Here is a 23490-nt window from a genome sequence, read left to right on the forward strand (position 1 = left end):
TCCAAGAGGAGGCAGCGATGAGGAGCTCGTGTCCGTGCCGTAGACAGACGCCCGCCCGTCTTGGCGTCCGCATCACCGGCGTCACGGGGAGGCGGCGATGAGGGTCGTCCCGGACCTCTCACGTTCGCGGCGTGATCCACGTCCGTGTCACCGGGTGCTGCCGCGTCACATTCGTTCCGGCCGTGCGGTCAGGAGGTCGCGGTGAGGATCGCCCTGGACTTCTCGCCGTTGCGGCGGTCGCGGTCGTTCCGGCTGGTGTTCACCGCGCGGCTGACCTCCCTGTTCGGTATCGGTCTGCTGATGGTCGCGGTGCCCGTCCAGGTGTACGGCCTGACACGTTCGACGGTGCACCTGGCGGCCGTGGCGACGACGGCGGGGGTGTTCGTCTTCGCCGGGACGCTGGCCGGAGGGCTGCTCGCCGACCGGCACGACCGACGTTCGGTCATCCTGACGGCCAGGTCGGCGGCGGGGATCGGCTTCCTGCTGCTGGCGGGCAACGCGCTGCTGCCCGAGCCGATGCTGTGGCCGATCTACGCGCTGGCCGCCTGGGACGGCCTGGCCACCGGGATCAGCGCCAGCACCCTGACCGCGCTGGTGCCGAAGCTCGTCGAACGCGAGGACCTGCCCGCCACCGGAGCACTGCTCAGCCTGACCGCCGACCTGTCGTCGATGCTGTCACCCGCGCTCGGCGGGGTGCTGATCGCGATGTGGGGGGTGGCGTCGAACTACGTCGCCGCCGCGCTGGCCACCGCGTTCACCGTCCTGGGCATCAGCCGCCTGCCCCACTTCCCCGCCTCACCGAGCGGCAGGGAGTCACCAGGCCGTGCGATGGCGGCGGGCCTGGCCTTCGTGCTGCGGCACCGTACGGTCAGAAGCGTGCTCATCGCCGGGCTGGGCACGATGCTGCTCAGCGGGCCGGTCGTGCTGCTTCCCGCGCTGGTCGCGACCCGCCTCGGCGGCGGCGAGACCACCCTGGGCCTGCTCTACAGCGCCCCCGCCGTGGGTGCCGTGCTCGGCTCGCTGACCAGCGGCTGGATCGGGCAGACCCGGCACACCGGCCTGGGACTGCTGGCCGCCATGCTCGTGATGGGGCTGGCCATCCTGGGCGCCGGCCTCAGCGCCGTCCCCGTCGCCGCCTTCCTGGCCCTCACCGGCTACGGCCTCGGGCGGGTGCTGACCGACATCCTGCGCTTCACGCTGCTCCAGCGGCACACCCCCGACGAGGTCAGGGGCAGGGTTTCGAGCCTGTGGCAGGCCCAGATCGTGGCCGCCGCCTCGGTCGGCTCCATGGTCGCAGGGCTTCTCGCCGACGCGTACGGCCCGGCGACCGCTCTCGTCGCCTACGGCACCGGAGCAGCCATCGTCGTGATCGCGCTAGCCGTACTCCTCACCCCCCTCCGAGCCCCCGACAACGCCAGCACACCCGACCGCGACGCCAACGAAAAACCCGGCAGCGCACCTGTCAGTCCACCCGACCCCGTCACCGCGCCCAAGAACGACCCCGACACCCCGCCGATCCGGTCCACCCCGGCCGGTTGAACACTTCTGGAGGTTTCATGAGCAATCCCTTCGACGACGAGAACGGCACCTTCCTGGTCCTCGTCAACGACGAGAACCAGCATTCGCTCTGGCCGGAGTTCGCCGACATTCCCGCAGGATGGCGGGTGGTCTTCGGTCCCGGAGCCAGGGACGCCGCCCTCGAATACGTCGAGCGGAACTGGACCGACATGCGCCCGCTCAGCCTCCAGCACGCCATGAGTGGAGCATGACGACCATCACCACCGGTCCCGGGCCGTCCGCGACGTCGTGGGCGGCCCGGGACCTGCTCCGCTGGTGCCTGCGTGTCGAGGGGCGGGCCATCGCCGTCGCCACCGCCCTGACCACGCTCTGGCAGCTCGCGATCGTCTCGTTGCCGCTGTCGATCCAGCGGGCGCTTGACGACGGGCTCGTGGCCGGGAACCGTACCGCCCTGCTCACCTGGACCGGGGTGATCGCGGGGACCGGCCTGTTCGCCTGGGTGACCCAGCACGCGGGGCAGCACCTCAACTACATGGCGGGGGCGAAGATCGTCAACAGGCTCAGGGCGCGCCTGTCCGACCACCTGCTCAGCCTCGACACCCGTACGGCCGGCGCCTTCGGCAGGGGCGATCTCCAGGCGCGCAACTCCCACGACGTGGACCTCGTCTGGATCTGGGTCGGCGGCACCGTGGCCGTACCGCACCTGGTCATCGGCCTGGGCGCGGCCGTCGTCGCGGTCGCCGTGCTCGATCCGCTGCTGGCGTTGCTGTGCGTCGCCGCGATGGCGGTCGTCCTCGTCACGAACGTCGTCTTCGGCAGGGCGCTCGCCACCCGCAGCGCCGCCCTGTCCGCGGCGCACGGCGAACGCGCCGACCTCGTGGACGAACTGGTCTCCGGCGGTCTCACCGTACGGGGATCCGGTGGAGAGACCGCGCTGCTGCGCGAGCACCACGCCCGCAGCGCCGAGGTGAGCGGCAGGGCGCTCGACCTCATCAGGGTCGGGGCCAACTGGTCGGCCTCGTCCTCCTTCGTGCCGCTGCTGGCCATCGGCGCGGGAATCGGCCTGGCGGCGCCCGCCGTACTGGCCGGGACCATGACCGTGGGCGGGCTGACGGCGTTCGCCACGTGGATGCTGATGCTCACCGCGACCTCGACCACCCTGTCGGTGCGGATGTCTCAGCGGGCCCAGGCCGTCGAGGCCGCGACCAGGATCGCCGAGGTGCTCGCCACCACCCCCGGGGACACACGGACGGGCACGACGGTCCCCGAGCACGGCCCGATCGAACTGTCCGGCGTCACCGTCGCCCACGAGGGCCGCACGCTGCTCGGCCCGCTCGACCTCACCGTGGAACCCGGCGAGTTCGCCGTCGTCACCGGCCCGGTCGCCGGGGGCAAGTCAACGCTGCTGCGCCTGCTGGTCCGCCTCCAGGAGCCGGACGCGGGACGCGTCACCTACGGCGGCGTCGACCTGCGTGACCTGGACGCCGACGCCCTGCGCGGCCGGATCGGCCTGGTCCCGCAACGTCCCGTCCTGGTCTCCGGGACGGTCGCCGACAACCTCACCCTCGGACTTTCCGATCCGCCAGGCCGTACGGCATTGCGGAGGGTCTGCCGGGCGGCGGCGATCCTCGACGAGATCGACGCGCTGCCCGACGGGCTGGACACCGTGGTCGGCGAGGGCGGCGCCACCCTGTCCGGTGGGCAGCGCAGAAGGCTCGCCCTGGCCCGCGCGCTGCTGCGCCATCCCGACGTGCTGCTGCTCGACGACGTGACCTCCGCCGTCGACGAACCGACCGAGGAACGGATGCTCGCGGGCATACGCGAGCTGCTGCCCCACGCCACGATCCTCGCCGTCAGCCACCGCCCCGCCGTACTACGCACCGCCACCCGAATCATCCCGCTCTCCCCACCCTCGGGATCCACAACCGCGCCGAAGGACGTGGGCCAGTCAGGAACTCCGGCCCCATCGGGGAGTACGGTCCCGCCGAGAAACCCAACCGCACCGGGAGGCGCGACGCCACCGAAGGGCATGGTCGAGCCAGGGGATCCGGCGCCACCGGGAGGCGCGTCCGCGTCAGGAGACACGGTTCAGCCAGGGGATCCGATCCCGCCGGGGGACGCGGGCCAGTCAGGAAATCCGGCCCCATCAGGGGGTACGGCCCCGCCGAGGGACACGATCCCACCAGGAGGCACGACGCCACCAGGGGATCCGATCCCGCCAAGAGACGTGGACCAGTCAGGAAATCCGGCCTCGCCGGATGGCACGGCTCCTTCGGCAGGTGGGGAGGGGACCCATGGCTGAGGTCACGCTTCTGAAGGACGCGCCGCCCCGGAGTGGGTTGCTGCGGGCCGCCTGGCCGTACCTGCACGCACATCTGGGACGGATCACGCTCGGGGTGCTCGCGAGCCTGGTCGCCACCGCGTGTGTCGCGCTTGTGCCCGCCGCGGTCGGTGCCGCCGCGACCGCCGCGCTCGAACGGGACGGGGGCGGGATCACGTTCGCCACGTCCGCCCTGCTCGTGCTGGCCCTCGTGCACCTGGTGCTGCGCCGTGCCGGGGACCTGTTGCTCGGCGGCGCCGGGGAGCGGGTGGTCAGGGACCTGCGGGAGAAGGCGGTCGGGCACCTAGCCGCGGCGCCGCTGCGGTTCCTGGAGAGCCATCCGGCCGGTGAGCTGGTCGGCAGGGCCACCGCTGAGATCACCGAACTGTCCACGTTCGTCCGCCAGCAACTCCCGGCGCTGCTGGCCAGTGCCGGATACCTGGTCGTCGGCGGTTACGTGCTGGTCTCCCGGTCGTGGCAGCTCACGGCGCTGCTGTTCGTCGCGTTCCTGCCGCCCGCGCTGTTCGTGCTGCACCGCTTCCGGGTCAAATCGGCGACCGCCTGGGACGCCGAGGCCGCCTGCCAGGCCAGGGTGGCCGCGACCTTCGCCGAGGGACTCGAAGCCCGCGAGACGTTGCAGCTGGCGGGCGCCAGGGAGCAGTGGGGACGCCGCTACGCCCGCGACAACGACCGCCTGCTCACCGGGATCGCGCGCACCACCCAGGCGCTCAACACCATGACCGCCATCCAGTTCTTCGAGTGCCTGACGATCGCGGGGGTGATCCTGCTCGGTGGTTCGCTGCTCGGCGGTGGCCCCGAGGGCGTCGGAACCGTTGTGGTGTTCGTGCTCGCCTCCCGGGGCATGTTCGACTCCTTCATGGAGCTGACCCGTCTTGCCGGTGCCGTACAGCGGACCGGGGTTGGCCTGGCACGCGTCCTCGACCTGCTGACCGCGACCACCGTCAGGCGGACCGTCACCCCCGCACCGCAGGAGAGCGGGCAGGGGCTGGCGCTGCGCGGGGTGTGGTTCGGCTACCAGCCGGGGACCGACGTCCTGCGCGGCGTCACGCTGACCTTCCCGCCGGGGGACAGGACCGTCGTCGTCGGCCCGACCGGCGCGGGCAAGTCCACCCTCGCGAAGATCATCGCGGGCCTGTACCACCCCGACCGGGGACACGTGCTGCACGACGGCGTCGATCTGACCACCCTCCCGCCGGAGGAGGCCAGGCGGCGTGTCGTCCTCATCCCGCAGGACGTGCAGACCATGCGCGGCACGATCGCCGACAACCTCACCCTCGGCTCTGGCGCCGACCGCGCCGCCGTACTGGACGCCGTGGACAGGCTCGGGCTCGGCGACTGGCTGCGCGGCCTGCCCGACGGGCTCGACACCCAGACCGGGGCCAGGGGAACCCTCCTGTCGGCGGGTGAGCGCCAGCTCGTCGGGCTCATCAGGGCCGTGCTGCTCGACCCCGCGGTCCTCGTCCTCGACGAGGCCACCGCCGACGTCGATCCGGCCACCTCGGCCCTCATCGAGGGGGCCTTCGACCGGCAGACGGGCGACCGCACCCTGATCGTGGTCGCGCACCGCCGCAGCACCATCGACCGTTTCACCCGGCGCGTACGGCTCCGCGAAGGCGTCGCCGTGACCGGCACCATCAGCGAGGAGACACAATGACGGACGGCCTGTACACCGCGGAGGTCCTGCGGACCCGGTACGTGACCCCCCTGATGGTCAGGGTCACCCTCGGCGGGCCCGGCCTGTACGGCTTCGCCGGCAGCGGCGTCCCCGACGAGTATTTCAAGATGTTCTTCCCGGCGCCGGGCCGTACGGCACCCACGATGCCCGACGTCGTGGACGGCCGCTGGGTCTATCCGCCCGGAGAGCCGGAGCCCGAGCTGCGCACCTACACCGTGCGCCGCTACGACGCCGCGGCCGGGGAACTCGACGTGGACTTCGTCGTCCACGAGGGCGGCGTCGCGGGTCCCTGGGCCGTCGCCGCCCGGCCCGGTGACAGGGTGGGGCTCGCGGCCCCGCACGGCGTCTACCGCCCGCCCGCGGACACCGGCCTGCGGCTGCTCCTGGCCGACGCCACAGCCCTGCCCGCCGTGGGACGCATCATCGAGGAACTGCCCGAGGGGGCGCGGGCCACGGCCTACGTCGAGGTGGCCGGGCCCGCCGAGCACCAGGAGTTCGAGACCGCGGGCGAGGTGGAGGTCACCTGGATCCACCCCGGCGACGGGACCGGCCTTGAGCAGGTCCTCAGGGCCCACGATCTCGACGCGACGACCTACGTGTGGGCGGCGGGCGAGGCCGGGGTCATGCGGGCCATCCGCAGGCACCTGCGCCACGAGCGCGGCCTGCCCGCCGAGCGGTACGCCACCCTCGGCTACTGGCGTCCGGCCGCAGAGGAGTGGCAGCGCCGCTTCTCACGGGTCGCCGACGACGTACGGGCCAAGGTCGCCGAGGCGCGCAGCAGCGGCAAGGACAGCGAGGAGTGCCAGGACGAGTTCGACGCGGCGCTGGAGGCGGCGGGGCTGTGAGCGAGGTCACCGAGGACCGCTACGCCGACTTCTACACCCGTCAGCTCGCCAGCCCCACCCTGGCCCGCATCTACCGCGAGGTGTACGGCGACGACCACCCGGAGGAGCTCAGGCCGTTCGGCTTCGTCACCCGCACCGACCTGGCCCGCTTCGCCGACCTGCTGTCGCTGCGGCCCGGGGAACTGCTCGTGGACGTCGGCTGCGGCAGGGGAGGGCCGGGCGTCTCCCTGGCCAGGGACGCGGGGGCCCGCCTGCTCGGTCTCGATCCGGTCGAGTCCGCCGTGCGCGGCGCCCGCGAACTGAGTGTCACGCTCGGCCTTCCCGAGGCCCGCTTCGAGATCGGCGGCTTCACCGCGACGGGACTCGGCGACGCCTCCTGCGACGCCGTACTGAGCGTGGACGCCCTGTGGATGGTGTGGAACAAGCGCGCGGCGTTCGCCGAGATGGCCAGGATCCTGCGTCCCGGCGGCAGGCTGGTGTTCAGCACCTGGGAGCCGGGCTATCTCGACCACGCCAAGATGCTCGTCCGCGCGGGCTTCACCGTCACCGCGAAAGAAGAAGCGCACCGCTGGCTCGAACGGCAGCTTGAGGTCTACCGCCTTGTCCTCCAGGAGGCCGACACGCTGCGGGAGGAGCTGGGGCCGGGCGCCCCGGTCCTGCTGGCCGAGGCCAAGGACACCCCCGCGACCCTGCCGGACACCCCCCGATACATCATCGCGGCGACCCTGTGAGGCGACTTCCGAAGTTGTTGATTCACCTGAAGTGATCGACTGATCACTGGTAGACACGTCATCGGTGGGCGCGGTGCTGGAGGAGGAACCGGGCCCACCCGAGGGGAAGGGACGGGACCATGGCCGCCGCCGCACGCCAGCCCCACCCCGTCCGTCCCCTGTCACCGCGTTCGAGCATGCCGTACGGCCCGGCCTCAGTTGTGGTCGGCGGGAGAGTCGTCGGTGGGCGGTTCCGCGGGCTCGGGGGCGTAGATCAGCCCGATGGGAAGCGCCCCGTCGGTGTTCCACGGGGCCTGGGTGAGCTGTTCGGAGGCGCCGTCGAACTTCCGTGCGGCCTTGGGATGCCCGTTGTTGTCGGCGCGGCTGAACCAACTGGCCGCGGCCCAGTCTTCTCCCTTGCTCTGGTGGATCATCGCCAGCCGGTAGGCCGCGTCCGCCTGCCCGTGGTTCCCGGCCAGCCGGTAGAAGAACATCGCGACGCTGAGGTGCTCCGGCCCCGCCCGCTGGTAGTGACGGCCGTAGCGGTAGGCGAGCTCGGCGGCGGCCCGCAGCTGCTGCGGATCGTTGAACAGCGCGGGCGCGTCGGCGTGCCCCGCGTCCCCGGCCCGGCGCAGCCACTGCCGTCCCTCCTCCGGCCAGCCCTTCAGCAGGGCGATGACGGCAAGGCGCATGCAGTCGTCACCGTTGCCGACGTCGCTGTGCTGCAGCAGCCGGGCCCCGGTCCTGCCGTAGACCTCCAGCCGGTGCTGATCGTCCTCGGACAGCGGGGGCTCACCGGTGGTGTCGGACCGCTGCCGCGTCCTGCGCGGAAGCGCGGGCCGCTGCTCCCGGTCTTCTTCCCGGTCTTCTGGCCGGGGCCGTACGGCGGGCGGGGTGAACGGCGAGGGCTCGTCCTGAGGCAGCGGTGAAAGCGTCTCCACCGACGGCGGCCTCCGGGACTCGGGGGCGTCGCGGTCGGCGGGGTCGCTGTGGGTGGGATTGCCGAGGTGGGCGGCGCGCCAGCGCCGGTGCCAGACGTCCGTGTCCCCCAGGGTGCTCACGTCGAGTCCGGTCCGCTCCGCGGCTGTCGTGCAGGCGGCCACGAAGGAGGACACCCATGGCCAGCCGGGGACGCGCTTGCGCTTCCCGCTGAGGATGTCGTGGGTGGTGCTCTCGGTCAGCTCCCTCGCCAGGCCCGGGTTCTTCCCCGACGGCCGAGAGATTCTGCGCAGGTCGGACAGCGTGGGGGAACCGGCCAACTCACGCAGCTCGTTGAGCTGCGCGATGAAGGCGCGTAGCGTCGCGACGTGGTGTGAGTGAGCCATCGCCCCCAGCCGAAAATGAGTGATGTGTGATCTACGGGTCGTAGTTGCAGTCATATTGGCATCAACTGAGGGTCAAGCAAGGGGAGATCCCATATCCCGCCTCGTCCGGGCCCGATCGGAGGTTGACCTGCACAGGCACACCCGGACGAGTCCGAACAACCCCGAAACGATCCGGATGACTCCGGATAGGACCGGATGAAATCGGATGGCCTCGTAACGGCCAGGAAAAAACCGAAGATCGTTGGGATCCAGTGAATCCCAAAACCATTCCCCAGCCGCCCTCTTTGCCCCAACAGACGGCGCACCCGCAAATAACATCCCTCATTTTCGACAAACCGAACACTCCGCCGCCAGTCACCCGAGAAGCCCCGAAGCCAGGCGACGCTGGCCATCCCGTACTTCGGAACGCCGTAGCGTGCCCGATCACCGCCCGGCCTACGGCGGGATCCAGGTGGCCACATACCTGGTAGCTGGCGAAGCCGTACACCCGATTAAATCGGTCGCTTCGCTTGTGGAGGATGAATACCATCACGGCACGCTCTGGGGGATTTCGCCTGGACTCACGGAGGGACATCCCCGCGATGCTGGACCTGATCCTCGACCTGGAGACCCAGGATCCCGACGACGTACTGACCCTGTGCCTGGTCGCGGGACATCCGGCCGTACGGCTGCGCGCGGTCACGATCACTCCGGGGTCGCCGACACAGGTGGGGCTGGTCCGGCACGTGCTGCGACGGCTGGAGCGGGACGACGTCATGGTGGGCGCCGACGATCCCGGTACGGGCAAGAGCCATGTGTCGGGCTTCCACGACCGCTGGCTCGGCACCCCTCCCGACGCTCAGCCGGACGCCTCGCCCGCCGACGTCATCGCCGAGACCCTGCGGCGTCACCCCGGCGCCACGCTCCTCACCGGCGGACCCCTGCACAACCTCCGGCGCTTCCTCGACACCTATCCGGATATGGGACTGAGCCGGTGGGTGGCCCAGGGCGGGTTCGCGGGAGACAATGTCGTACCGCCCGAGCACCGGTTGGCGAAGTTCGAGGGCCGCACCGTGTGCCCGACGTTCAACTTCAACGGTGAACCCCGGGCCGCCCTGCTCGCACTGTCCTCGGACCGGATCGCCCGGCGCGAACTGGTGTCCAAGAACGTCACCCACAGCGTCGCCTACGACGGCGGGTTCCACGAGCGGCTGCGCCCACACCGCGACCGCACCGCCGGGCTCGCCCTGCTGTTCACCGGCATGGAGCACTACCTGCGCAAGCGGCCCAAGGGAAAGCTGCTGCACGACCCCACCGCGGCCTGCGCGGCCATCGACCGAACCATCGCCACATGGGCCGAGGTCGAGATAGTCCGGGAGGAAGGCGGCTGGGGCGCACTACCAACACCGGGCAGCGGCACGTTCATCACCACAGCACTCGACCCCGAACGCCTCTTCGAGGTCTTTGTCGGCGACAACACCTACCGGTCGGCCTGACCCGGCCTTCAACTGGAGACGCGGGCCGGGGCCACGGAGGCGTTGACGATCAGGCGGGGTTCAGCAGGACGGCGATGTCGGTCTGCCGGTAGCGGCGCTGGCCACTCGGCGTCCTGATTGAGGGAATCTTCCCGGTGAGGGACCACCGGTTGACGGTCTTGGGATCGACTCCGAAGATGTGAGCAACTTCGCCGGGGGTGAGAAGCCGGTCGGTAGTCTCCGGCCCGGTGGCGAAGGTCCCGTCGGGGGCGACGGCCTTGCTCGTGGACATGGGGGGCTCCTTCAGTAGCGGAGGTTGTGGAGGATCTCGTCGTGCCTGGCCAGCGCACTGGCCAATCGCCGGAGGCTGGTACGGCCCAACACGTCCCTGGCCCCGGCTTTGCGCTGGTCAGGCCGCAGCGGGTAGTACCGGGTGGCCCACCACCGGGGCAGGCCGGGCAGATCACGCTGTTCGTAGCGCCAGCCGGGGTGGGTGCTGGTGAGCAGGTCGATCAGGCGGCGTTCGAGGTCGGTCATGGTCGCCTTCTGGGTCGAAGGGCGGGATGGAGATGGGTGCCCGACCCCGAGCCGGGGAGCACGGGCCGGGCACCCGGTAGGAGGACCGGCCCCGCGTGTGGGGAGGCGAGACCGGCACGCGAGACAGCTCCCCCCTTCCCCAACACGCCCGGCCCTTGGGAAAGCCGTGTCCCGGCGTGCGTGGGAGCCACCTTGCGGAGATGTGCGGCCCAGACCCCTCCGTCTGGGCCGCACGCTTGGAGGTACGGCAGACAGTGGGTGGGAGATGAGTCCCGCTGCCCGCCGTACCGGCTTCAGGAGCGCAGCAACCTGCGCAGACCGGGAGACCGCTGACCAGCCCACTCAGCCTGAACGGTGGTGGCGGCCCGGACGACATGGGCGGTTCGGGCCTGGAGCGCACGGGCAACGGCGACAGCCCGGATGCTCGGCGGCACCACCGGGGACGCTTGAGCGGCCAGCTTGCGGTCCAACTCCTCAACGGAATCGGCCCGCACCAGCGACACGTCCCCGGGCTCCAGCCTGTACGGCAGGGCACGCCGATAGGCGCTCCACACCCCGGTCGCCGAGTTGTGGAACACCAACCAGTCCGGGTGAGCCTGCTGTACGGCGTCGCAACTTCGACGCGGTGACATCACGCCGCCCTCCCCAACCGATCGTCGGCAGGCGGCATGTGGAGAATCAGCAGCGTCTCCGCCTCGCGCATCCGCTGCTCCAGCCCTTCGGCGGTGTCGTCACTGATCATCACCGGCTGAGGGGAAGGCCAGGCGCACAGGCCGAAGAAGCGGCGCATGCTCAGGCTGTAGAGCACCGCCCACCCCGGTGAGACGCTTCCCAGCACCTCAGCCTCAGCCCGGGCCGGGACGTCCCACACCCGCCGATACACCGGGGTGTGCGCCTGCCCGTCGCGGTGGCGTCCTGCGGGCCGGGACCGTCCGATCACGAGGGCGCCCCCTCGACCGGGGCCTCGCAGGCGGCCCCCTCCGTCCCGGAAGCCGCCGCCAGGCGGGCCAGGTGGTCGGCGATCTGACGGGCCGCCTCCTCGGCCTGCTCCACCGGCACCTGAAGCGCCCACTCGTTCTGGTGCTTCCAGAAGTAGATCCGCTCCCGACGATCGGTCCAGATGACAACCTCCCGCCCGGGAACCTCCACCCGGGGAGCACCGTCCTCACACACGAACGTCGTCTCCACCCGCAACCGAGCCAGCAGGCTCTGCAGGTGCCGCAACTGGGGCGCCTTGGGGTCGTAGAAACCTTCACTGAACTTCCGGCGCAGGGCATCGGTCATGGGCGTATTGAGCGGGAACACGGTTCGGCTCCTTCAAGGACTTCAAGGGATGGGATGACAGCTCCGGGGTTGTTTCCGGTTCGACCAGCAGCGGGGTCTTCGGCATCGGAAACGCGCCCGGGGCCGTCCGAAGCGGCACGGCCTGGATGACGTGTATGTGGATCACCTGCGGGAGGAGGGGCCTGTCACCGGCTCAAGGGAAAGTTGACGACAGCCACCAGTCGTTGGAGAGCCGTACCGAAACCAATGAGCCGTGGAAAGCCATGGCCTGACGTTAGGAATTGACGAACCGCTCCGGAAAGGTCGCGGGTGCGTCACCATGCGTCATGGACGCGTCATTCCCCGGGCACGCTTCATGCGGTAACCCAAGTAAGGGGTACGAAAGGAACAAGCCTCAAGGCTGAAGCCGCCCGGGAGAACGTACGGCCAGCTCATTTCTTCATCCTGTGACGAAGGGGTGTGATCTATGACCAACCAGCGCAGTCTTCTCAAGGTGCTTTTGGCGAGGCGACATCTGACGACGCGTGCGGCGTTCGCAGCCGAGTACGACAAGGTCGCTCGGCAGGTCGACAGAACCCTGATCGGGACTGCTCCCAGCCGAGAGCAGTTCACCCGGTGGCTGGCATGCAAGGTCAAAACCCTGCCCCGAGCTGATCACTGCCGGGTGCTGGAACGGATGTTTCCTGGACACAGCGCCCAGGAACTTTTATCACCTTATGATCCCGTTGTGGCTTTTCCGGATACCGGAGACAGTCCTCACGGAGAGGAGAAGAGCACGAACAGGAGAGAGATATTTCGGCTGGGTGCGACGGCCATGGCCGTTGGCCTTGTCGAAAACGTATGGAATGGTCCTGACCTTCTTGAACAGGCTCTGGACCTGGGAAGCGTCAGCGAAGGACGCCTTGTCCTGCTTGAACAGGAAGCCGAACGGCTCGGACAGCGCGTCGTGAAGGTCCCTCCCGCGAGCCTGCTCCAGGAAACACTGCTGAGCCTGTCAAGCGTGCGCGAATTGCTTGGGCAGCGCCAACCAGCTCATGTTCAGCAACGCCTGGCCCGGGTCGGTGCCCAACTCGCCACCGTGGTCGGCGAGATCCTGTTCAACTCCAACCAGTTTCCCCTGGCTCGGCGCTGGTATCTTGCTGCGGCACGTGCGGCCCTCGAAGCCGGGGACGGCTACCTCAGCGACATCGCGCTGGCTGGCGCCGCTTACCTGCCCACCTATGCAGGGGAACCACGAGAAGTCCTCGCTCACGTTCTGCCGCGCCTGGAACAGAACCCCTCTCCCAGCCCAGCGGTGGCCTGGCTGTGGGGATTCGCCGCCAAAGCGCACGCCGCCCTCGGCCACCGGGACGCTTTCGAACGAGCGATTGACGCATCCCGGACCGCGCTTGAACGATCACCCGCTGACAGCGTTCGACCAGGCATTTTCTCCTTCCTGCCAGAGAAACTCTCCTTCTATGAAGCACGGGGCCGAGTAGACCTGCGAGATGCCCCAGGAGCGGCTGATGCCGCCGCCCGAGCACTCGCCGCCTACGACCTGACCGACACCACCGAACCCGCTCTGGTTCGCTTCGAGCATGCCTCCGCCCTCGTGCAGACCGGCGAGACCGAGGAAGCCTGCCGGATCGCCCTCGGCGCCGTCACCGACCGCCACACCTTCCTCAGCGTCAGCGTGATGACGCGCGCCCACGAGTTCGGCACGCTCCTGCCTCCCCAAAGCCCCGAGGCCCACCAATGGCGTGACGTTCTCACCGGTTTCGAAAGCTCCGAAACCCTGCCCACCCCCCTTCCAGCTTCAAGGACGCACCTATGACCACGGCCCGAGTTCTGCTCCAGGAGTACGTCGCCAGCGGATCGTTGATGCAGGTGGCGACCCTCACCGGCGAGGGCGATCCTCAGGTGTGCAGCGTCTGGTACGACCCGCACTTCGCCCCTGACGTGCTGCGGTGGATCTCCCGCCATGACCGCGCCCACAGCCAGGCCATCACGAAGGACGCGCGGGTGGCCGGTGCGATCGTCGCCATCCCTCTGGACGGGCTCGGGCAGACGGTACGCGGTGTGTCCTTCACCGGACAGGCCCACCAACTTCCCACCGAGGGCATCGACCAGGAGATCACCGACTTCGTCACCCGCTGGCCAGCCGCCGCAGGAGCCCTGGACAGGGAGAAACTCGCAGCCGGACACACACCGACACGGTTGTACGAGGTCACGGTGACCGAGTGGGTGCTGTTCGACGAGGAGAACTTCCCCGACCAACCCCGACAGGTGATCACCTGTGAATGACCCACAAGGCCAAGCCGAACGGGTGACCTTCCAGCGGCTGAACACCAACGAAGCGCGACAACTATCGCTGAACTTCGCCACCAGATCCAGACGGTGATCCAGGCATGACCCTCGCCCAGGAGGCGGAGACCGAGGCCAGGGCCGTCCTCGACGAGGCGTGCCGTACAGCGGGAATCGACGCTTCCGGAGCGGAGCTGATGCGGCTGGGCGAGAACGCCCTCTACCGGCTGCCCGGCCGAATCGTCGCCCGTATCGCCCGGGCCGGGCAGGCCATGGCAGCCGCCCGCGAGGTGAAGATCGCCCGTTGGTTGGAGGCCCACCAGGTGCCCGCCGTACAGGCCGTGCCAGGGCTGGAGCAGCCGGTCGTGATTGAGGGGCGCGCGGTCACCTGGTGGGTGGAGTTGCCGCCGCACCGGCACGGCACCGCCATACAGGTCGCCACCGCCCTACGCCGACTGCACGACCTGCCGATCCCGACCGGCTTCGAGATCGGCAGACTCGATCCGTTCGTCCGGCTCACCGAACGGATCGAGCGGGCCGCCACCCTGACCGAAGACGACCGGGCCTGGATGCGGAAACGGCTGGCCGCCCTGCGGACCCGCTGGGAGGTGCTTCCCGCGGGGTTGCCCGACCGTGTTGTGCACGGTGACGCCTGGATTGGAAACGTCGTGGGCACCGACGACGGCCGGGTGGTGCTGCTGGACCTGGAACGCTGCTCGGTCGGCCCCCCGGAGTGGGACCTGACCTCCACCGCCGTCAAGGCGTTCACCCTGGCCGGGATCAGCACCGACGACTACCGCAGATTCGTCGCCTCCTACGGACACGACGTCATCACCTGGCAGGGTTTTGAGACCCTGCGCGACATCCGCGAATTCCGCATGACGTGCATGGCCGCCCAGGTCGCCGGAGAAAACCCGGTCCGCCACCCGGAGATCGTGCACAGGCTCGCCTGTTTGCGCGGACAGCGCGGCCCCCGCCCCTGGACCTGGCAAGCGGTGCCCTAACCCCGCTCAGGAGGGTGTCTTACCATCCCAGGCAGTGAGGATCGCCGCTTCTCGTTCTGTGGAGATGCCCAGCTCCGCTGAACGTTCGGACGACACCACGGCACCGGTCTGGAGCCATCGCCAGGTGTCGGCCACGGTCTCCTCGATCGGGCGGTACGTCAGGCCAGCGGCGTGAGCGCGGGAGGCGTCCACGTGCCAGGTGCCGTCGTAGTCGCGCCAGATCGGCAACTCCGTCCACTCCTTGACGCCGTGCTTGCGAAGGAACGGGTCATCCACCCACACCAGTTCGGCGGTGCTGCCGGTCGCCTTCCGGCACGCGGCGAGAAACTCCCCGAACGTCGCATGCCCGATCGGCGCGGCCACATTGTAGGAACCGGTCAAGTGCCGCTCGGCGCACTCCAGCGCGAAAGCGGCGACATCACGGACGTCGATCGGCTGGATCTTCCAGGTCATCTTGCCCGGAGCCAGCACACGACCACCGACACGAATGCGCGACAACCACCACGGCAGACGCCCCACGTACTCGTGCGGACCGAGAATCACGCTCGGCCGCAAGATGGTGGCCCGCTCCCCGAAAGCGGAGGTGATGGCCCGCTCACAGCCGACCTTCTCCCTCCCATAGGCGTCAAGGCCACTCTCCCCTTCCGGGGCTTCAGGCGTGTACTCGCGCAGCGGGGAAGCGTCCGTCAACGGCGTGGTGGGCCACCCCTTGTAGACGTTCACGGTGGAGACGAACACATACCAGCCAGCGACACCGGCCAGAGCGCGGACGGTGTCCTCCACCATGGCCGGGGTCATACCGCTGGGGTCAACCACCGCATCCCACGGCCCCGCATCAGCGAGCGCCGCCAAGTCCTGACCGCTGGTGCGGTCTCCACGGATCACGCTGACACCGGGCACATCATCGCCGGAACGGCCACGGTTGAACGTCGCCACCTCGTGGCCACGCTGCAGGGCCTGCTCAGCGAGCACACGCCCCAGGAACTTCGTACCGCCAAGGATGAGGAGTCGCATGGCCTTGATCCTGACCCAAGAAGACCTGATCCACACAGGCGGTTGCGGGAAGTAGTTCATAACCGTGCCCCCTGGAACCATCGAGTACGGCCCTGCGAGGCTAGATTGTGTGCCGACCGCCGTCGGATGCGAGGCAGAGGAGAAGTGTTACTGAATCAGACCGAACCCAAGATGATCAATGCTCTGGCCTGCGCTTCTGCGATACCGCCGGACTGCTGCAAAAAACAGTGCATACTGCCCTCGCGGCGCCAGCTCTGATCTGGGGCTTTACCCTCGGGTCGCTCATCACCCTGAAAGGTTTGTGACGTCTCGATGGCGACCGGCCAGCGTCCGGTAGCCGGTCGCTCATCACCCTGAAAGGTTTGTGACTGCTGGCCATGATGGAGTGCGGTGCACTTCGATCCTGTCTTGCCCTGCATGTGGCTAAGAAGGGTATTTCCTTCTGATACCTCACCTGAGGTAACCGAAGAGGGAAGCGCTGCGCGAGGTTGGTCGGCACTTCGGGGACGAGCCTGCGGGCTTGATTCGGGTCGCGTTACGCTACGCCCTGCAGCGTGCCCCAGATGCTCCTGTGCTGGTTGGATTCCGTGACGCCGAGCAGATTACGACGAGCCTCACCGGCCTTGGCGCCCCTCTCACCGGGGAAGCGATCGCGCTGTTGCGTCACCTCATGGCCCCCGCCAGGCAGATGATCCACGGGCTTTCTTCCGGAGACCGCAGTTCCGGCCCGTCAATGCCTGACCCGTTGCTCCGACAGAAAGGAACACCGTGAAGTACATCGAGGTCGAGCAGAAATACGTCCTGACCGACCCGGAAGCCCTGAAGGCGAAGTTGAAGGGGCTCGACGCGGTGCCGGGCACCGCGACCCGCCAGATCGACTCCTACTTCAATGCGCCCCATCGCGACTTTCTGGAGCCTCAGGTCATCTCCGAGTGGCTGCGCATCCGTGAAAGCGACCGTGGCGCGTCGGTTAACTTCAAGCTGTGGCACCCGGTGGACGCGGTGACCAAGACGCACGCCGATGAGTACGAGACCGGCGTCGAGGACCCGGAGGCGGTCCGCCTCATCTTGACCGCGCTCGGCTTCACGCCCCTGGTCACCGTGGACAAGACCCGGGAGGAGTGGACCGTCCCCGGCACGGTGGCTGTCGCCTTCGACACCCTTGCCGACGCCGGGACGTTCGTCGAGTTCGAGTTCAAGGGGGAGGCCGACGGTATCGACGACGCCATCGAACAGCTCGATGGCTTCATCGCCGGATTGGACGTGCCGTTGGGCGAGCGCGTTGCTCGGGGGTATCCCCATATGTTGCTCGATCGTGATCACTGACCCTTGTGCAGGCAGCCCGGGGTTGGGTGGTGGGCGATGCTGGCGAGGGTCAGGTTGAGTTCGGTGAGGGAGTCTTCCAGGGCGGCTTGTTGGTCTGGGGCGCGGGCTATGTCGAGGGCCATTTCGCAGATGCCTCCGTACAGCAGGGAGGCGACGGGCTCCAAGGGCCGGGCCGGGATGCATCCGGCCTCGATCGCGATGGTCAGGCCGCGCCGCATCAGTTCCTTGCATCCGGCCTGGATGTCCCGCATGGCGGACCAGCCGAGCGCGCCCGGCGCCTCGACGAGGGTGATCTGGCGTACGGAGGGTTCGAGGGACGCCTCAAGCAGGCGCCGACAGGCCGCCGCCATCCCGTCCCAGGGATCCCGCTCGGCCCGGAACGCCTGCCGTACGATCACCGCGAGCGCCTTCTGGTCGGCGGCGTAGACCTCGCGGAAGACGTGTTCCTTGTTGGTGAAGTGATGGTAGAACGCGCCACGTGTCACACCGGCCCTGGCGCAGATCTCGTCCACCGAGGTGGCGGAGAAACCGTCACTGATGAAAAGCTCACGCGCCGCGGCGACCAGGGCGCCCGTGGTCGCCCTGGTGCGCTCGTGCTGGCTCCGCCGCACACCCGTGTTCCCTGCCACCCGCGTGTCTCCTCCTGCTCCGAACCCGAGGGTAGAAGAACTTACGCGGCGAACGTGTTTCCCGAGCCGTCGCGGACGGAACTCGGCGGCCTGGTTCAGGGGGTGCGAAGGAGGATGTCTGCCAGGGGGTGGGGGGCGGTGACCATGGCGTCGTGGCCGGTGGGGAGGGGGGTGGTTGGCCAGCCGTACTCGGTGGTCAGTCTTGCGAACGGCATGGGGCCGTCGAGGGTGCAGAGGACCGCGCGGCAGGGGATGGTGTCGACGGCTCCAGACAGTTGGGTCGGGTCGGAGAAGGTTCGCCGGGGCTGGGGCGTCAGCAGGGGTTCCAGCCATGCCACCTGGTCCGGTTCCGTCACGCCGATGGCGGCGGGCGGGGAGGGCGGAATCATGCCGTTCACGGTGGCCGACTCCATCCAGTCGAGGAAGAACGGGGGAGCCAGGTCCTCAAGCGACTCCCCGTCCCGGGCCGCCCAGGCGTCGACCATGACGAGCTGGGAGACGCGTTCCGGCGCGCGGTCGGCGGCCTCGCGCACGACCAGACCGGCGTAGCTGTGCCCGACGAGCACGACGTCCCGCAGATCCTCATATTTCAGTAGGCCCAGTAGGTCGTCCACGTGGGTCCGCAGGCCGATCTCGGGACCGGCCAGGTGGGCCCGCTCGCCGAGACCGGTCAGCGTCGGGGTGTGGACCTCGTGACCGGCCTCCCGCAACCGCGCGGCCACGTGCCGCCAGCACCAGCCGCCGTGCCAGGCCCCATGAACCAGTACGTATGTCGCCGACCGCCGCATGATCGTCCCTCCTGTGATGACGTCAAGGACGATACATACATACACCATGTATGTAAATGTGGAGGAAACACCTCAGAAGGAACACATGCCACGCGTCCCGAGGCGTACGGCCCGGCCAAAGGCTCTTGTTGGCCGACATAGGTGGATCTTCGTGGGTATGGGGAAAGTCATGATTTTTCCGAGGCGGGCAGTCTGCGTCGCCGTACTGACCCTCGTGCTCATCCCCGTCACCACCCCGCAGGCGGAGGCGCGACCGCGCAAGCAGTCACAGGCCGCGAGTGTGGCTCTCGCCCGGCACATGCTGGCGCACCTCAAGGTCGCCAGGTCCCTGAGCATCCGCGGCTACAGCCGTAAGCGGTTCCAGCCCCAGTGGGAGAACCGCAGGGGCAGGTGCAGCACGCGGGAGTTGGTGCTGGCCCGCGACGGGCGGGGCGTGCGCCGTAACGCGGCCTGCCGTCCGGTCAAGGGACTCTGGTACAGCCCGTACGACGGCAGACGGCTCAGGAGTGAGAAGCAGGTGGACGTGGATCACGTGGTGCCGCTCGCGCACGCCTGGCGATCGGGTGCCAAACGATGGAGCCAGGCCAAGCGGCGCGCGTTCGCCAACGACCTCGTCCGTCCCGAACTGCTCACCGTCAGCCACTCCGCCAACATCGCCAAGGGCGGGCAGGGCCCACAGAGCTGGCGCCCGCAACGCCGCGCGTACTGGTGCCGGTACGCGACCTCATGGATCACCGTGAAGCACCACTACCGCCTCTTCGTGACCCGCAAGGAGAAGGTGGCCCTGACCAACATGCTCCGCACCTGCTGACGTCACGCTCTCCGGTGGCTGCGGCAGAGGGGCGGGCTTCTCTCACGGCGTTCTTTTCGCTCCGCTCTCGGTCATCGAGCAGGAGTGGGCGCCCAGGGTGCCGTTCCAGGGGAAACCCCGGCCGCAGTGGTAGGTGCCCGCCGCCGCCCCGGACCTGACGGTGACCGTGAAGTCGACGTAGCCGGTGCCGCTGCAACTCCACGCGTCCAGCGCGTAGCCGTCCTGCTCCTGTTGCCGCTGCCCGAACCAGCAGTCGAAAGAGCCGTCGGCGTGTGCGGCGGGCATTCCCAGCAGCGGGACGGCCAGAACCACCGCGGCACCGAGAATGAGCCCGATCGGTTTCATGATTCCCCCTCATACGCGTCCTCTCGGACGGTACATAGCCGGTTTGAACGTGTCGACGGTGATATCTCATTGGTTTTATGTGGGTTTCTCCCACCGGTGTTGCGGGCGCCGGATGCCCGTCAAAAACCGTTGGCGCTGAATTCCCAATAGGAGAGCGGAAGGCCAGGAACGAGGTAGGGGTGGGATTTCCGGATCTGTCCGGAAGTGTTTGGAGTGGTGGCGGTGGGGGTTCGTGGGGGCGCAGGGTTGGGGCAATCCTCCCCGCCTACCCTCTCAGGAGGCGACCGTCCATGACGCGCGCCGACATCTCCCACACCTTCGTGCGCACCCCCGGCCGGGACCCCGAGGACGACCGGCTGCTGGCCCTGTTGGTGACGACGTGGGTCCTGGTGACCGGGCGGGTTCCCCCTGACCGCCCCTTCGACGAGTTGGATGCCGGTGAACTGCTCGACTTCTGGGCCGACGACCAGAGCGCGGGGCGGTGACCTGCCGGATTCCGATCCATGGACACCGCGGTTCTGCGTCCGCCGTATCCTCTGGAATGCTGGGCTGAGAACCGCGCCCCTGCTGCGCCAGGACCGGTGCCAGGTTTTCCTGGCGGAGAGGACCAGCATGCCCATCGCCTTCCACTACGCCGACGACACCGAACGCGGGCACGCCGAGAAGCTAGCCGCGACACGTCACAAACTCCTCCACGAGGGGACGGCCCACCCGGCGTGGGAGGAGTTGACCGCCACCGACCGCGAGCGGGCCACGGCGGAGGCGGCGTGGTACCTCCGGGCCGGGCGCCGGGCCGGGCTGTACGACCTCAACGCGGCTCCGGTCACCTCCATGGTCCGTGGCGCCGACGGCAGGCCGATCTCCCGCGACGAGTACGAGGCCCTGCTGCGCACCTGGATCGAGAAGAACGGCACCGGGGAGCGGCTCGCACTGCTGGACAGGGCGGAGCTGTCGGTGGTGACGGCGCTGTTGAACGAGCTGTGCGGTGCCCTGCCCAAGGAACGGCTCGGCCAGTTCGCCCGCGAGATGGCGGTGAAACTGAACGACCGGGGCGGAGTCTGAGGACTCGCCTGGTCACGGTGCCTGCCTGGCCGTCGATGGTGGCGGCCCGGTCTGGCCGGTCGCGGTGACAGCCCATCCGCCTGGTTACGGTGACGGCTCTGGAGGGTTCCCGACAACGGGCTCACCCGCCCTGGCCCAGGATGTGGGCGGGCGGGTGAGGTCCCCTCTTCCCGGAGGGTCTGGGTTCCCGGCGACATGGCTTCCGGGGCGCGACCCAAAGGAACGGTTTCCAGGAGGTACGGCCCGCAGCCCCCGTTTTCCGGAGACACGGAAGCCACGGCCTCAAGGAGTCAGTGGACGAGGAAGTAGCTCATGGTCGGGCCCTGGTTCTCCTGGGCGGCGGGTGGGTCCTCAAGGCGGCCGACGAAGATGTTCTCGGTGAGCCAGTGGAACCTCGGGGAGGCCGTCTCGAAGGTCGGCACCACCCTGAAGTAGAAGTCGTCGGCGGTTACCGGTTCCGACCTCGTCATCCAGGCGGTCATCTTGGCCGGGTCGTAGGCCCGTCTGATGCCCCGGTTGCGGACGTAGATGACCGTGCCGTCCTCCTCTTCGAGGAGCCATCTGGCGTTGATCATCAGGGATCCGTCGGGCCGCAGGTGCGGGTTCTCGATGCCGCCGGGCAGCACCTTGCCACGCATGCCGGGTCCCTCGAAGACACCTCCCGCGACGTTGATCGACCAGCGGTCCCCACCGCCGGGAAGGCCCTCGATCCTGCGGAGGCTGCCGGGGACCATGGTCAGGGTGACGGTCATGACGTGTTCGAGCTCGGGTGGGTTCATCGTGCTATCCAGGCGTTCCAGAAGATGCGGTAGAAGTTGTCGTAGCCGTGGAGCTTCGAGGTGTAGGCGGCGTAGAACTTCGACTGGCTGATGGCGATGCCGGGGAGTTTGTCCCAGATGTAGGTCTGCAGGCCGTCCACGGCCGCCCGCGCCTCGGCGTCGTCCTTCGCCTGGTCATAGGCGGCGATCTTCGACTGCCCCTCCTCGTCGAACCCCTGCATCAGCGCGAACTGCGCGGGGGTCGTCATGCTGCCGTTGTACATCATGAGCGAGATGTCCCAGTCGGCGGGGCGGGACTTGGTGGTGGCCAGCATGGCGGTGAAGTCGTAAGTCTCGATCTTCGACTCGACGCCCGCCTCCTGGAGTTCCTGCTGGATGACGACGGCCCACTGGGAGAGCTGCGGGTAGGCCTTGGTCGTCACGATCCTCAGGACCTGGCCCGGCTTGAGTCCTGCCTGGTCGAGGAGCTTCTTGCCTTCGGCGGGGTCGTGGGCCTGGAAGCGGTCGGTGCCCGCGGTGGAGAGCATGCCCTTGTTGGCGGGCATGGCGTAGGAGCCGGTCAGGGTGGTGATGTCCTTGCTGCCGCCGCCGACGGCGTTCAGCTCCGGCTTGTCCAGGATGAGGTTGAGGCCCTGGCGGGCGCGGACGTCGCCGAAGACCGAGGCGGGGTTGGTGTTGGGCAGCACGAAGTTGACGTTGCCCGAGCTCCAGGTGGCCACGGTCAGCGAGGGGTCGGCCTTGAGCAGGTCGTACTTCTCGTTGGAGGGCATGGCGTAGTCCCAGCGGCCCGCCTTCAGGCCGTTGACCAGGGCGTCCTCGTCGGAGACGACGAGGTAGGTCACGGTGTCGAGGTAGGCGTGCTTGGCTCCGGCCTGGCCGCCCCAGTCTTCCTCGCTCCGCGAGGCGTACTTGTCGTACCGCTCGAAGACGATCTTCTGGCCCACGTCCCAGGACTTGAGGCGGTACGGCCCGGTGCCGATGAGCTGCTCGGTCTTCAGGCCGTTGGCGTCGGTTCCCTCAAGGGCCTTGGCCTGGTAGATGGCCGCGGAGGAGGTGGTGAGCTCCTTGATCAGGCCGTAGCGCGGCTTGGAGAGCTGGAACCGTACGGTGTGGTCGTCAGTGGCCGTGACGTCCTTGACCTGGGTGGCGACGAGTTTGCCCGTGGCGTTGCCGGTGAACCAGCGCTTCATGCTGGCGACGACGTCCTTCGAGGTCAGCGGGGTGCCGTCGTGGAAGGTGACGTCCTTCCTGAGGACCAGGGTGTAGGACAGGCCATCCTGGGCGCGCTCGTAGGTGTCCACGAGCATGGGCCGCGCCTCGTAGTTCCTGTCCACCTCGAACAGTTTCTCGAAGATCATGTCGCCCATGTGGGCGGCCAGCAGGTTGGGCTTGGCGACGAAGTCGAGCGAGCCGGGGTCGTTGGGGACGGCGACGTTGAGGTTGCCGCCCCTGACGGGTCCCTGGTCGCCGGTCGGGCTGGCTGCCGTACCGGAACGACCGGCACAGGCGGTCAGGGCGAGCAGGCAGGCCGCCACCAGGATCGGGATCGAGAGGCGGGACCGGGGGGCTGTTCTCACGGGGTCTCCTTCTCCTGGGAACAAGCTTGGGGACGAGCTCCCGGGAACGGATGAGAGGGAATGGGCGGCGTTCCCAGGGGGAGTCGCGGCAGCCGAGATTCCCTGCAATGTCGCATATCGGTTCCGCGCAATAAACCGAGAAAAACAGCACAGAATCCTCGACCCAGCCGAGGAAGGCGATCG

General features: G+C 68.7%; 27 protein-coding genes. 14 read left to right on the plus strand and 13 right to left on the minus strand.

Translation table 11 applies throughout. The annotated features are described in order from the left end of the window. Positions 1-201 precede the first annotated feature (201 nt). The 6 genes from entS to FHS44_RS03030 are packed head-to-tail and all read left to right on the plus strand — an operon-like array spanning position 202 to position 7110. Positions 202-1539, plus strand: coding sequence for an enterobactin transporter EntS (gene entS / locus FHS44_RS03005; RefSeq protein ID WP_184712305.1), 1338 nt, complete (start codon positions 202-204; stop codon positions 1537-1539). Positions 1540-1556: 17 nt separating this feature from the next. Further along, positions 1557-1769, plus strand: coding sequence for an MbtH family protein (locus FHS44_RS03010; protein WP_184712306.1), 213 nt, complete (start codon positions 1557-1559; stop codon positions 1767-1769). Next, positions 1766-3820: an ABC transporter ATP-binding protein gene (locus tag FHS44_RS03015; protein ID WP_184712307.1), complete on the plus strand. Its 2055-nt coding sequence runs from the start codon at positions 1766-1768 to the stop codon at positions 3818-3820. The genes FHS44_RS03010 and FHS44_RS03015 overlap by 4 nt, the downstream gene beginning before the upstream one ends. Then, a complete protein-coding gene (locus FHS44_RS03020; RefSeq protein WP_184712308.1) occupies positions 3813-5513 on the plus strand; it encodes an ABC transporter ATP-binding protein in 1701 nt (566 codons plus the stop codon). The genes FHS44_RS03015 and FHS44_RS03020 overlap by 8 nt, the downstream gene beginning before the upstream one ends. Beyond that, positions 5510-6379, plus strand: coding sequence for a siderophore-interacting protein (locus FHS44_RS03025; protein WP_184712309.1), 870 nt, complete (start codon positions 5510-5512; stop codon positions 6377-6379). Before FHS44_RS03020 ends, FHS44_RS03025 begins: the two co-directional genes overlap by 4 nt. After that, the gene (locus FHS44_RS03030) at positions 6376-7110 is read left to right on the plus strand and encodes a class I SAM-dependent methyltransferase (protein ID WP_184712310.1); all 735 of its coding nucleotides are present in this window, start codon (positions 6376-6378) and stop codon (positions 7108-7110) included. The genes FHS44_RS03025 and FHS44_RS03030 overlap by 4 nt, the downstream gene beginning before the upstream one ends. A 194-nt stretch (positions 7111-7304) precedes the next feature. On the opposite strand, the gene FHS44_RS03035 is transcribed toward FHS44_RS03030, so the two are convergent. Continuing rightward, complete coding sequence (locus FHS44_RS03035) at positions 7305-8414, minus strand: tetratricopeptide repeat protein (RefSeq protein WP_184712311.1); 1110 nt, start codon at positions 8412-8414, stop codon at positions 7305-7307. A gap of 581 nt (positions 8415-8995) precedes the next feature. Here FHS44_RS03035 and FHS44_RS03040 point away from each other — a divergent pair. Further along, entirely contained in the window at positions 8996-9889 is an 894-nt protein-coding gene (locus tag FHS44_RS03040; RefSeq protein WP_246435059.1) for a nucleoside hydrolase, read from the plus strand. A gap of 49 nt (positions 9890-9938) precedes the next feature. Here the strand turns inward: FHS44_RS03040 and FHS44_RS03045 are convergent, their stop codons facing one another. The 5 genes from FHS44_RS03045 to FHS44_RS03065 all read right to left on the minus strand — a co-directional run bounded on the left by FHS44_RS03045 (position 9939) and on the right by FHS44_RS03065 (position 11710). Continuing rightward, positions 9939-10160 carry a BldC family transcriptional regulator gene (locus tag FHS44_RS03045; RefSeq protein WP_184712312.1) on the minus strand — a complete coding sequence of 74 codons (222 nt, stop codon included), beginning with the start codon at positions 10158-10160 and terminating at the stop codon, positions 9939-9941. A gap of 11 nt (positions 10161-10171) precedes the next feature. Further along, the gene (locus FHS44_RS03050) at positions 10172-10405 is read right to left on the minus strand and encodes a hypothetical protein (protein ID WP_184712313.1); all 234 of its coding nucleotides are present in this window, start codon (positions 10403-10405) and stop codon (positions 10172-10174) included. Between the two features lie 293 nt (positions 10406-10698). Beyond that, on the minus strand, positions 10699-11037 hold the full coding sequence (locus FHS44_RS03055) for a hypothetical protein (protein WP_184712314.1): 339 nt from the start codon (positions 11035-11037) through the stop codon (positions 10699-10701). After that, positions 11037-11345 (minus strand): hypothetical protein, encoded by a 309-nt coding sequence (locus FHS44_RS03060; RefSeq protein WP_184712315.1) that lies wholly within the window; start codon positions 11343-11345, stop codon positions 11037-11039. The genes FHS44_RS03055 and FHS44_RS03060 overlap by 1 nt, the downstream gene beginning before the upstream one ends. Next, positions 11342-11710, minus strand: a complete 369-nt coding sequence (locus FHS44_RS03065) for a hypothetical protein (RefSeq protein WP_184712316.1) — start codon at positions 11708-11710, stop codon at positions 11342-11344. Before FHS44_RS03065 ends, FHS44_RS03060 begins: the two co-directional genes overlap by 4 nt. 445 nt (positions 11711-12155) lie before the next feature. Here FHS44_RS03065 and FHS44_RS03070 point away from each other — a divergent pair, with 445 nt between their 5' ends. The 3 genes from FHS44_RS03070 to FHS44_RS03080 all read left to right on the plus strand — a co-directional run bounded on the left by FHS44_RS03070 (position 12156) and on the right by FHS44_RS03080 (position 14976). Continuing rightward, positions 12156-13502, plus strand: coding sequence for an NsdA family TPR-like regulatory protein (locus FHS44_RS03070; RefSeq protein WP_184712317.1), 1347 nt, complete (start codon positions 12156-12158; stop codon positions 13500-13502). Continuing rightward, the gene (locus FHS44_RS03075; RefSeq protein ID WP_184712318.1) at positions 13499-13972 is read left to right on the plus strand and encodes a pyridoxamine 5'-phosphate oxidase family protein; all 474 of its coding nucleotides are present in this window, start codon (positions 13499-13501) and stop codon (positions 13970-13972) included. The genes FHS44_RS03070 and FHS44_RS03075 overlap by 4 nt, the downstream gene beginning before the upstream one ends. A gap of 104 nt (positions 13973-14076) precedes the next feature. Continuing rightward, on the plus strand, positions 14077-14976 hold the full coding sequence (locus FHS44_RS03080; protein WP_184712319.1) for a phosphotransferase family protein: 900 nt from the start codon (positions 14077-14079) through the stop codon (positions 14974-14976). Between the two features lie 6 nt (positions 14977-14982). Here FHS44_RS03080 and FHS44_RS03085 read toward each other — a convergent pair whose 3' ends face one another. Both FHS44_RS03085 and FHS44_RS03090 read right to left on the minus strand, forming a co-directional pair. Beyond that, positions 14983-15990: an NAD-dependent epimerase/dehydratase family protein gene (locus FHS44_RS03085; RefSeq protein WP_184712320.1), complete on the minus strand. Its 1008-nt coding sequence runs from the start codon at positions 15988-15990 to the stop codon at positions 14983-14985. A 155-nt stretch (positions 15991-16145) separates the two neighbouring features. Next, positions 16146-16409, minus strand: coding sequence for a hypothetical protein (locus FHS44_RS03090; RefSeq protein ID WP_184712321.1), 264 nt, complete (start codon positions 16407-16409; stop codon positions 16146-16148). A 349-nt stretch (positions 16410-16758) separates the two neighbouring features. On the opposite strand from FHS44_RS03090, the gene cyaB reads away from it, so the two are divergent. Further along, complete coding sequence (gene cyaB, locus FHS44_RS03095; protein WP_184712322.1) at positions 16759-17316, plus strand: class IV adenylate cyclase; 558 nt, start codon at positions 16759-16761, stop codon at positions 17314-17316. Here cyaB and FHS44_RS03100 read toward each other — a convergent pair. Together FHS44_RS03100 and FHS44_RS03105 are read right to left on the minus strand one after the other, a co-directional pair. Further along, the gene (locus FHS44_RS03100; protein WP_221460302.1) at positions 17310-17945 is read right to left on the minus strand and encodes a TetR/AcrR family transcriptional regulator; all 636 of its coding nucleotides are present in this window, start codon (positions 17943-17945) and stop codon (positions 17310-17312) included. The two genes, cyaB and FHS44_RS03100, sit on opposite strands and share 7 nt — an antisense overlap. Before the next feature lie 95 nt (positions 17946-18040). Next, the gene (locus FHS44_RS03105) at positions 18041-18733 is read right to left on the minus strand and encodes an alpha/beta fold hydrolase (protein ID WP_184712323.1); all 693 of its coding nucleotides are present in this window, start codon (positions 18731-18733) and stop codon (positions 18041-18043) included. Positions 18734-18902: 169 nt separating this feature from the next. On the opposite strand from FHS44_RS03105, the gene FHS44_RS03110 reads away from it, so the two are divergent. After that, a complete protein-coding gene (locus tag FHS44_RS03110) occupies positions 18903-19544 on the plus strand; it encodes an HNH endonuclease family protein (RefSeq protein WP_184712324.1) in 642 nt (213 codons plus the stop codon). Between the two features lie 42 nt (positions 19545-19586). On the opposite strand, the gene FHS44_RS03115 is transcribed toward FHS44_RS03110, so the two are convergent. Continuing rightward, on the minus strand, positions 19587-19889 hold the full coding sequence (locus FHS44_RS03115) for a hypothetical protein (RefSeq protein ID WP_184712325.1): 303 nt from the start codon (positions 19887-19889) through the stop codon (positions 19587-19589). A gap of 290 nt (positions 19890-20179) precedes the next feature. Here FHS44_RS03115 and FHS44_RS03120 point away from each other — a divergent pair, with 290 nt between their 5' ends. Both FHS44_RS03120 and FHS44_RS03125 read left to right on the plus strand, forming a co-directional pair. After that, positions 20180-20374, plus strand: coding sequence for a hypothetical protein (locus tag FHS44_RS03120; protein ID WP_184712326.1), 195 nt, complete (start codon positions 20180-20182; stop codon positions 20372-20374). A 127-nt stretch (positions 20375-20501) separates the two neighbouring features. Next, a complete protein-coding gene (locus FHS44_RS03125; protein ID WP_184712327.1) occupies positions 20502-20951 on the plus strand; it encodes a hypothetical protein in 450 nt (149 codons plus the stop codon). A 290-nt stretch (positions 20952-21241) separates the two neighbouring features. Here FHS44_RS03125 and FHS44_RS03130 read toward each other — a convergent pair whose 3' ends face one another. Continuing rightward, complete coding sequence (locus tag FHS44_RS03130) at positions 21242-21730, minus strand: DUF3237 domain-containing protein (protein ID WP_184712328.1); 489 nt, start codon at positions 21728-21730, stop codon at positions 21242-21244. Further along, positions 21727-23307 carry an ABC transporter substrate-binding protein gene (locus FHS44_RS03135; protein WP_184712329.1) on the minus strand — a complete coding sequence of 527 codons (1581 nt, stop codon included), beginning with the start codon at positions 23305-23307 and terminating at the stop codon, positions 21727-21729. The genes FHS44_RS03130 and FHS44_RS03135 overlap by 4 nt, the downstream gene beginning before the upstream one ends. Positions 23308-23490 lie beyond the last annotated feature (183 nt).

This window comes from Streptosporangium saharense (assembly GCF_014203715.1).
Taxonomy (GTDB): domain Bacteria; phylum Actinomycetota; class Actinomycetes; order Streptosporangiales; family Streptosporangiaceae; genus Streptosporangium; species Streptosporangium saharense.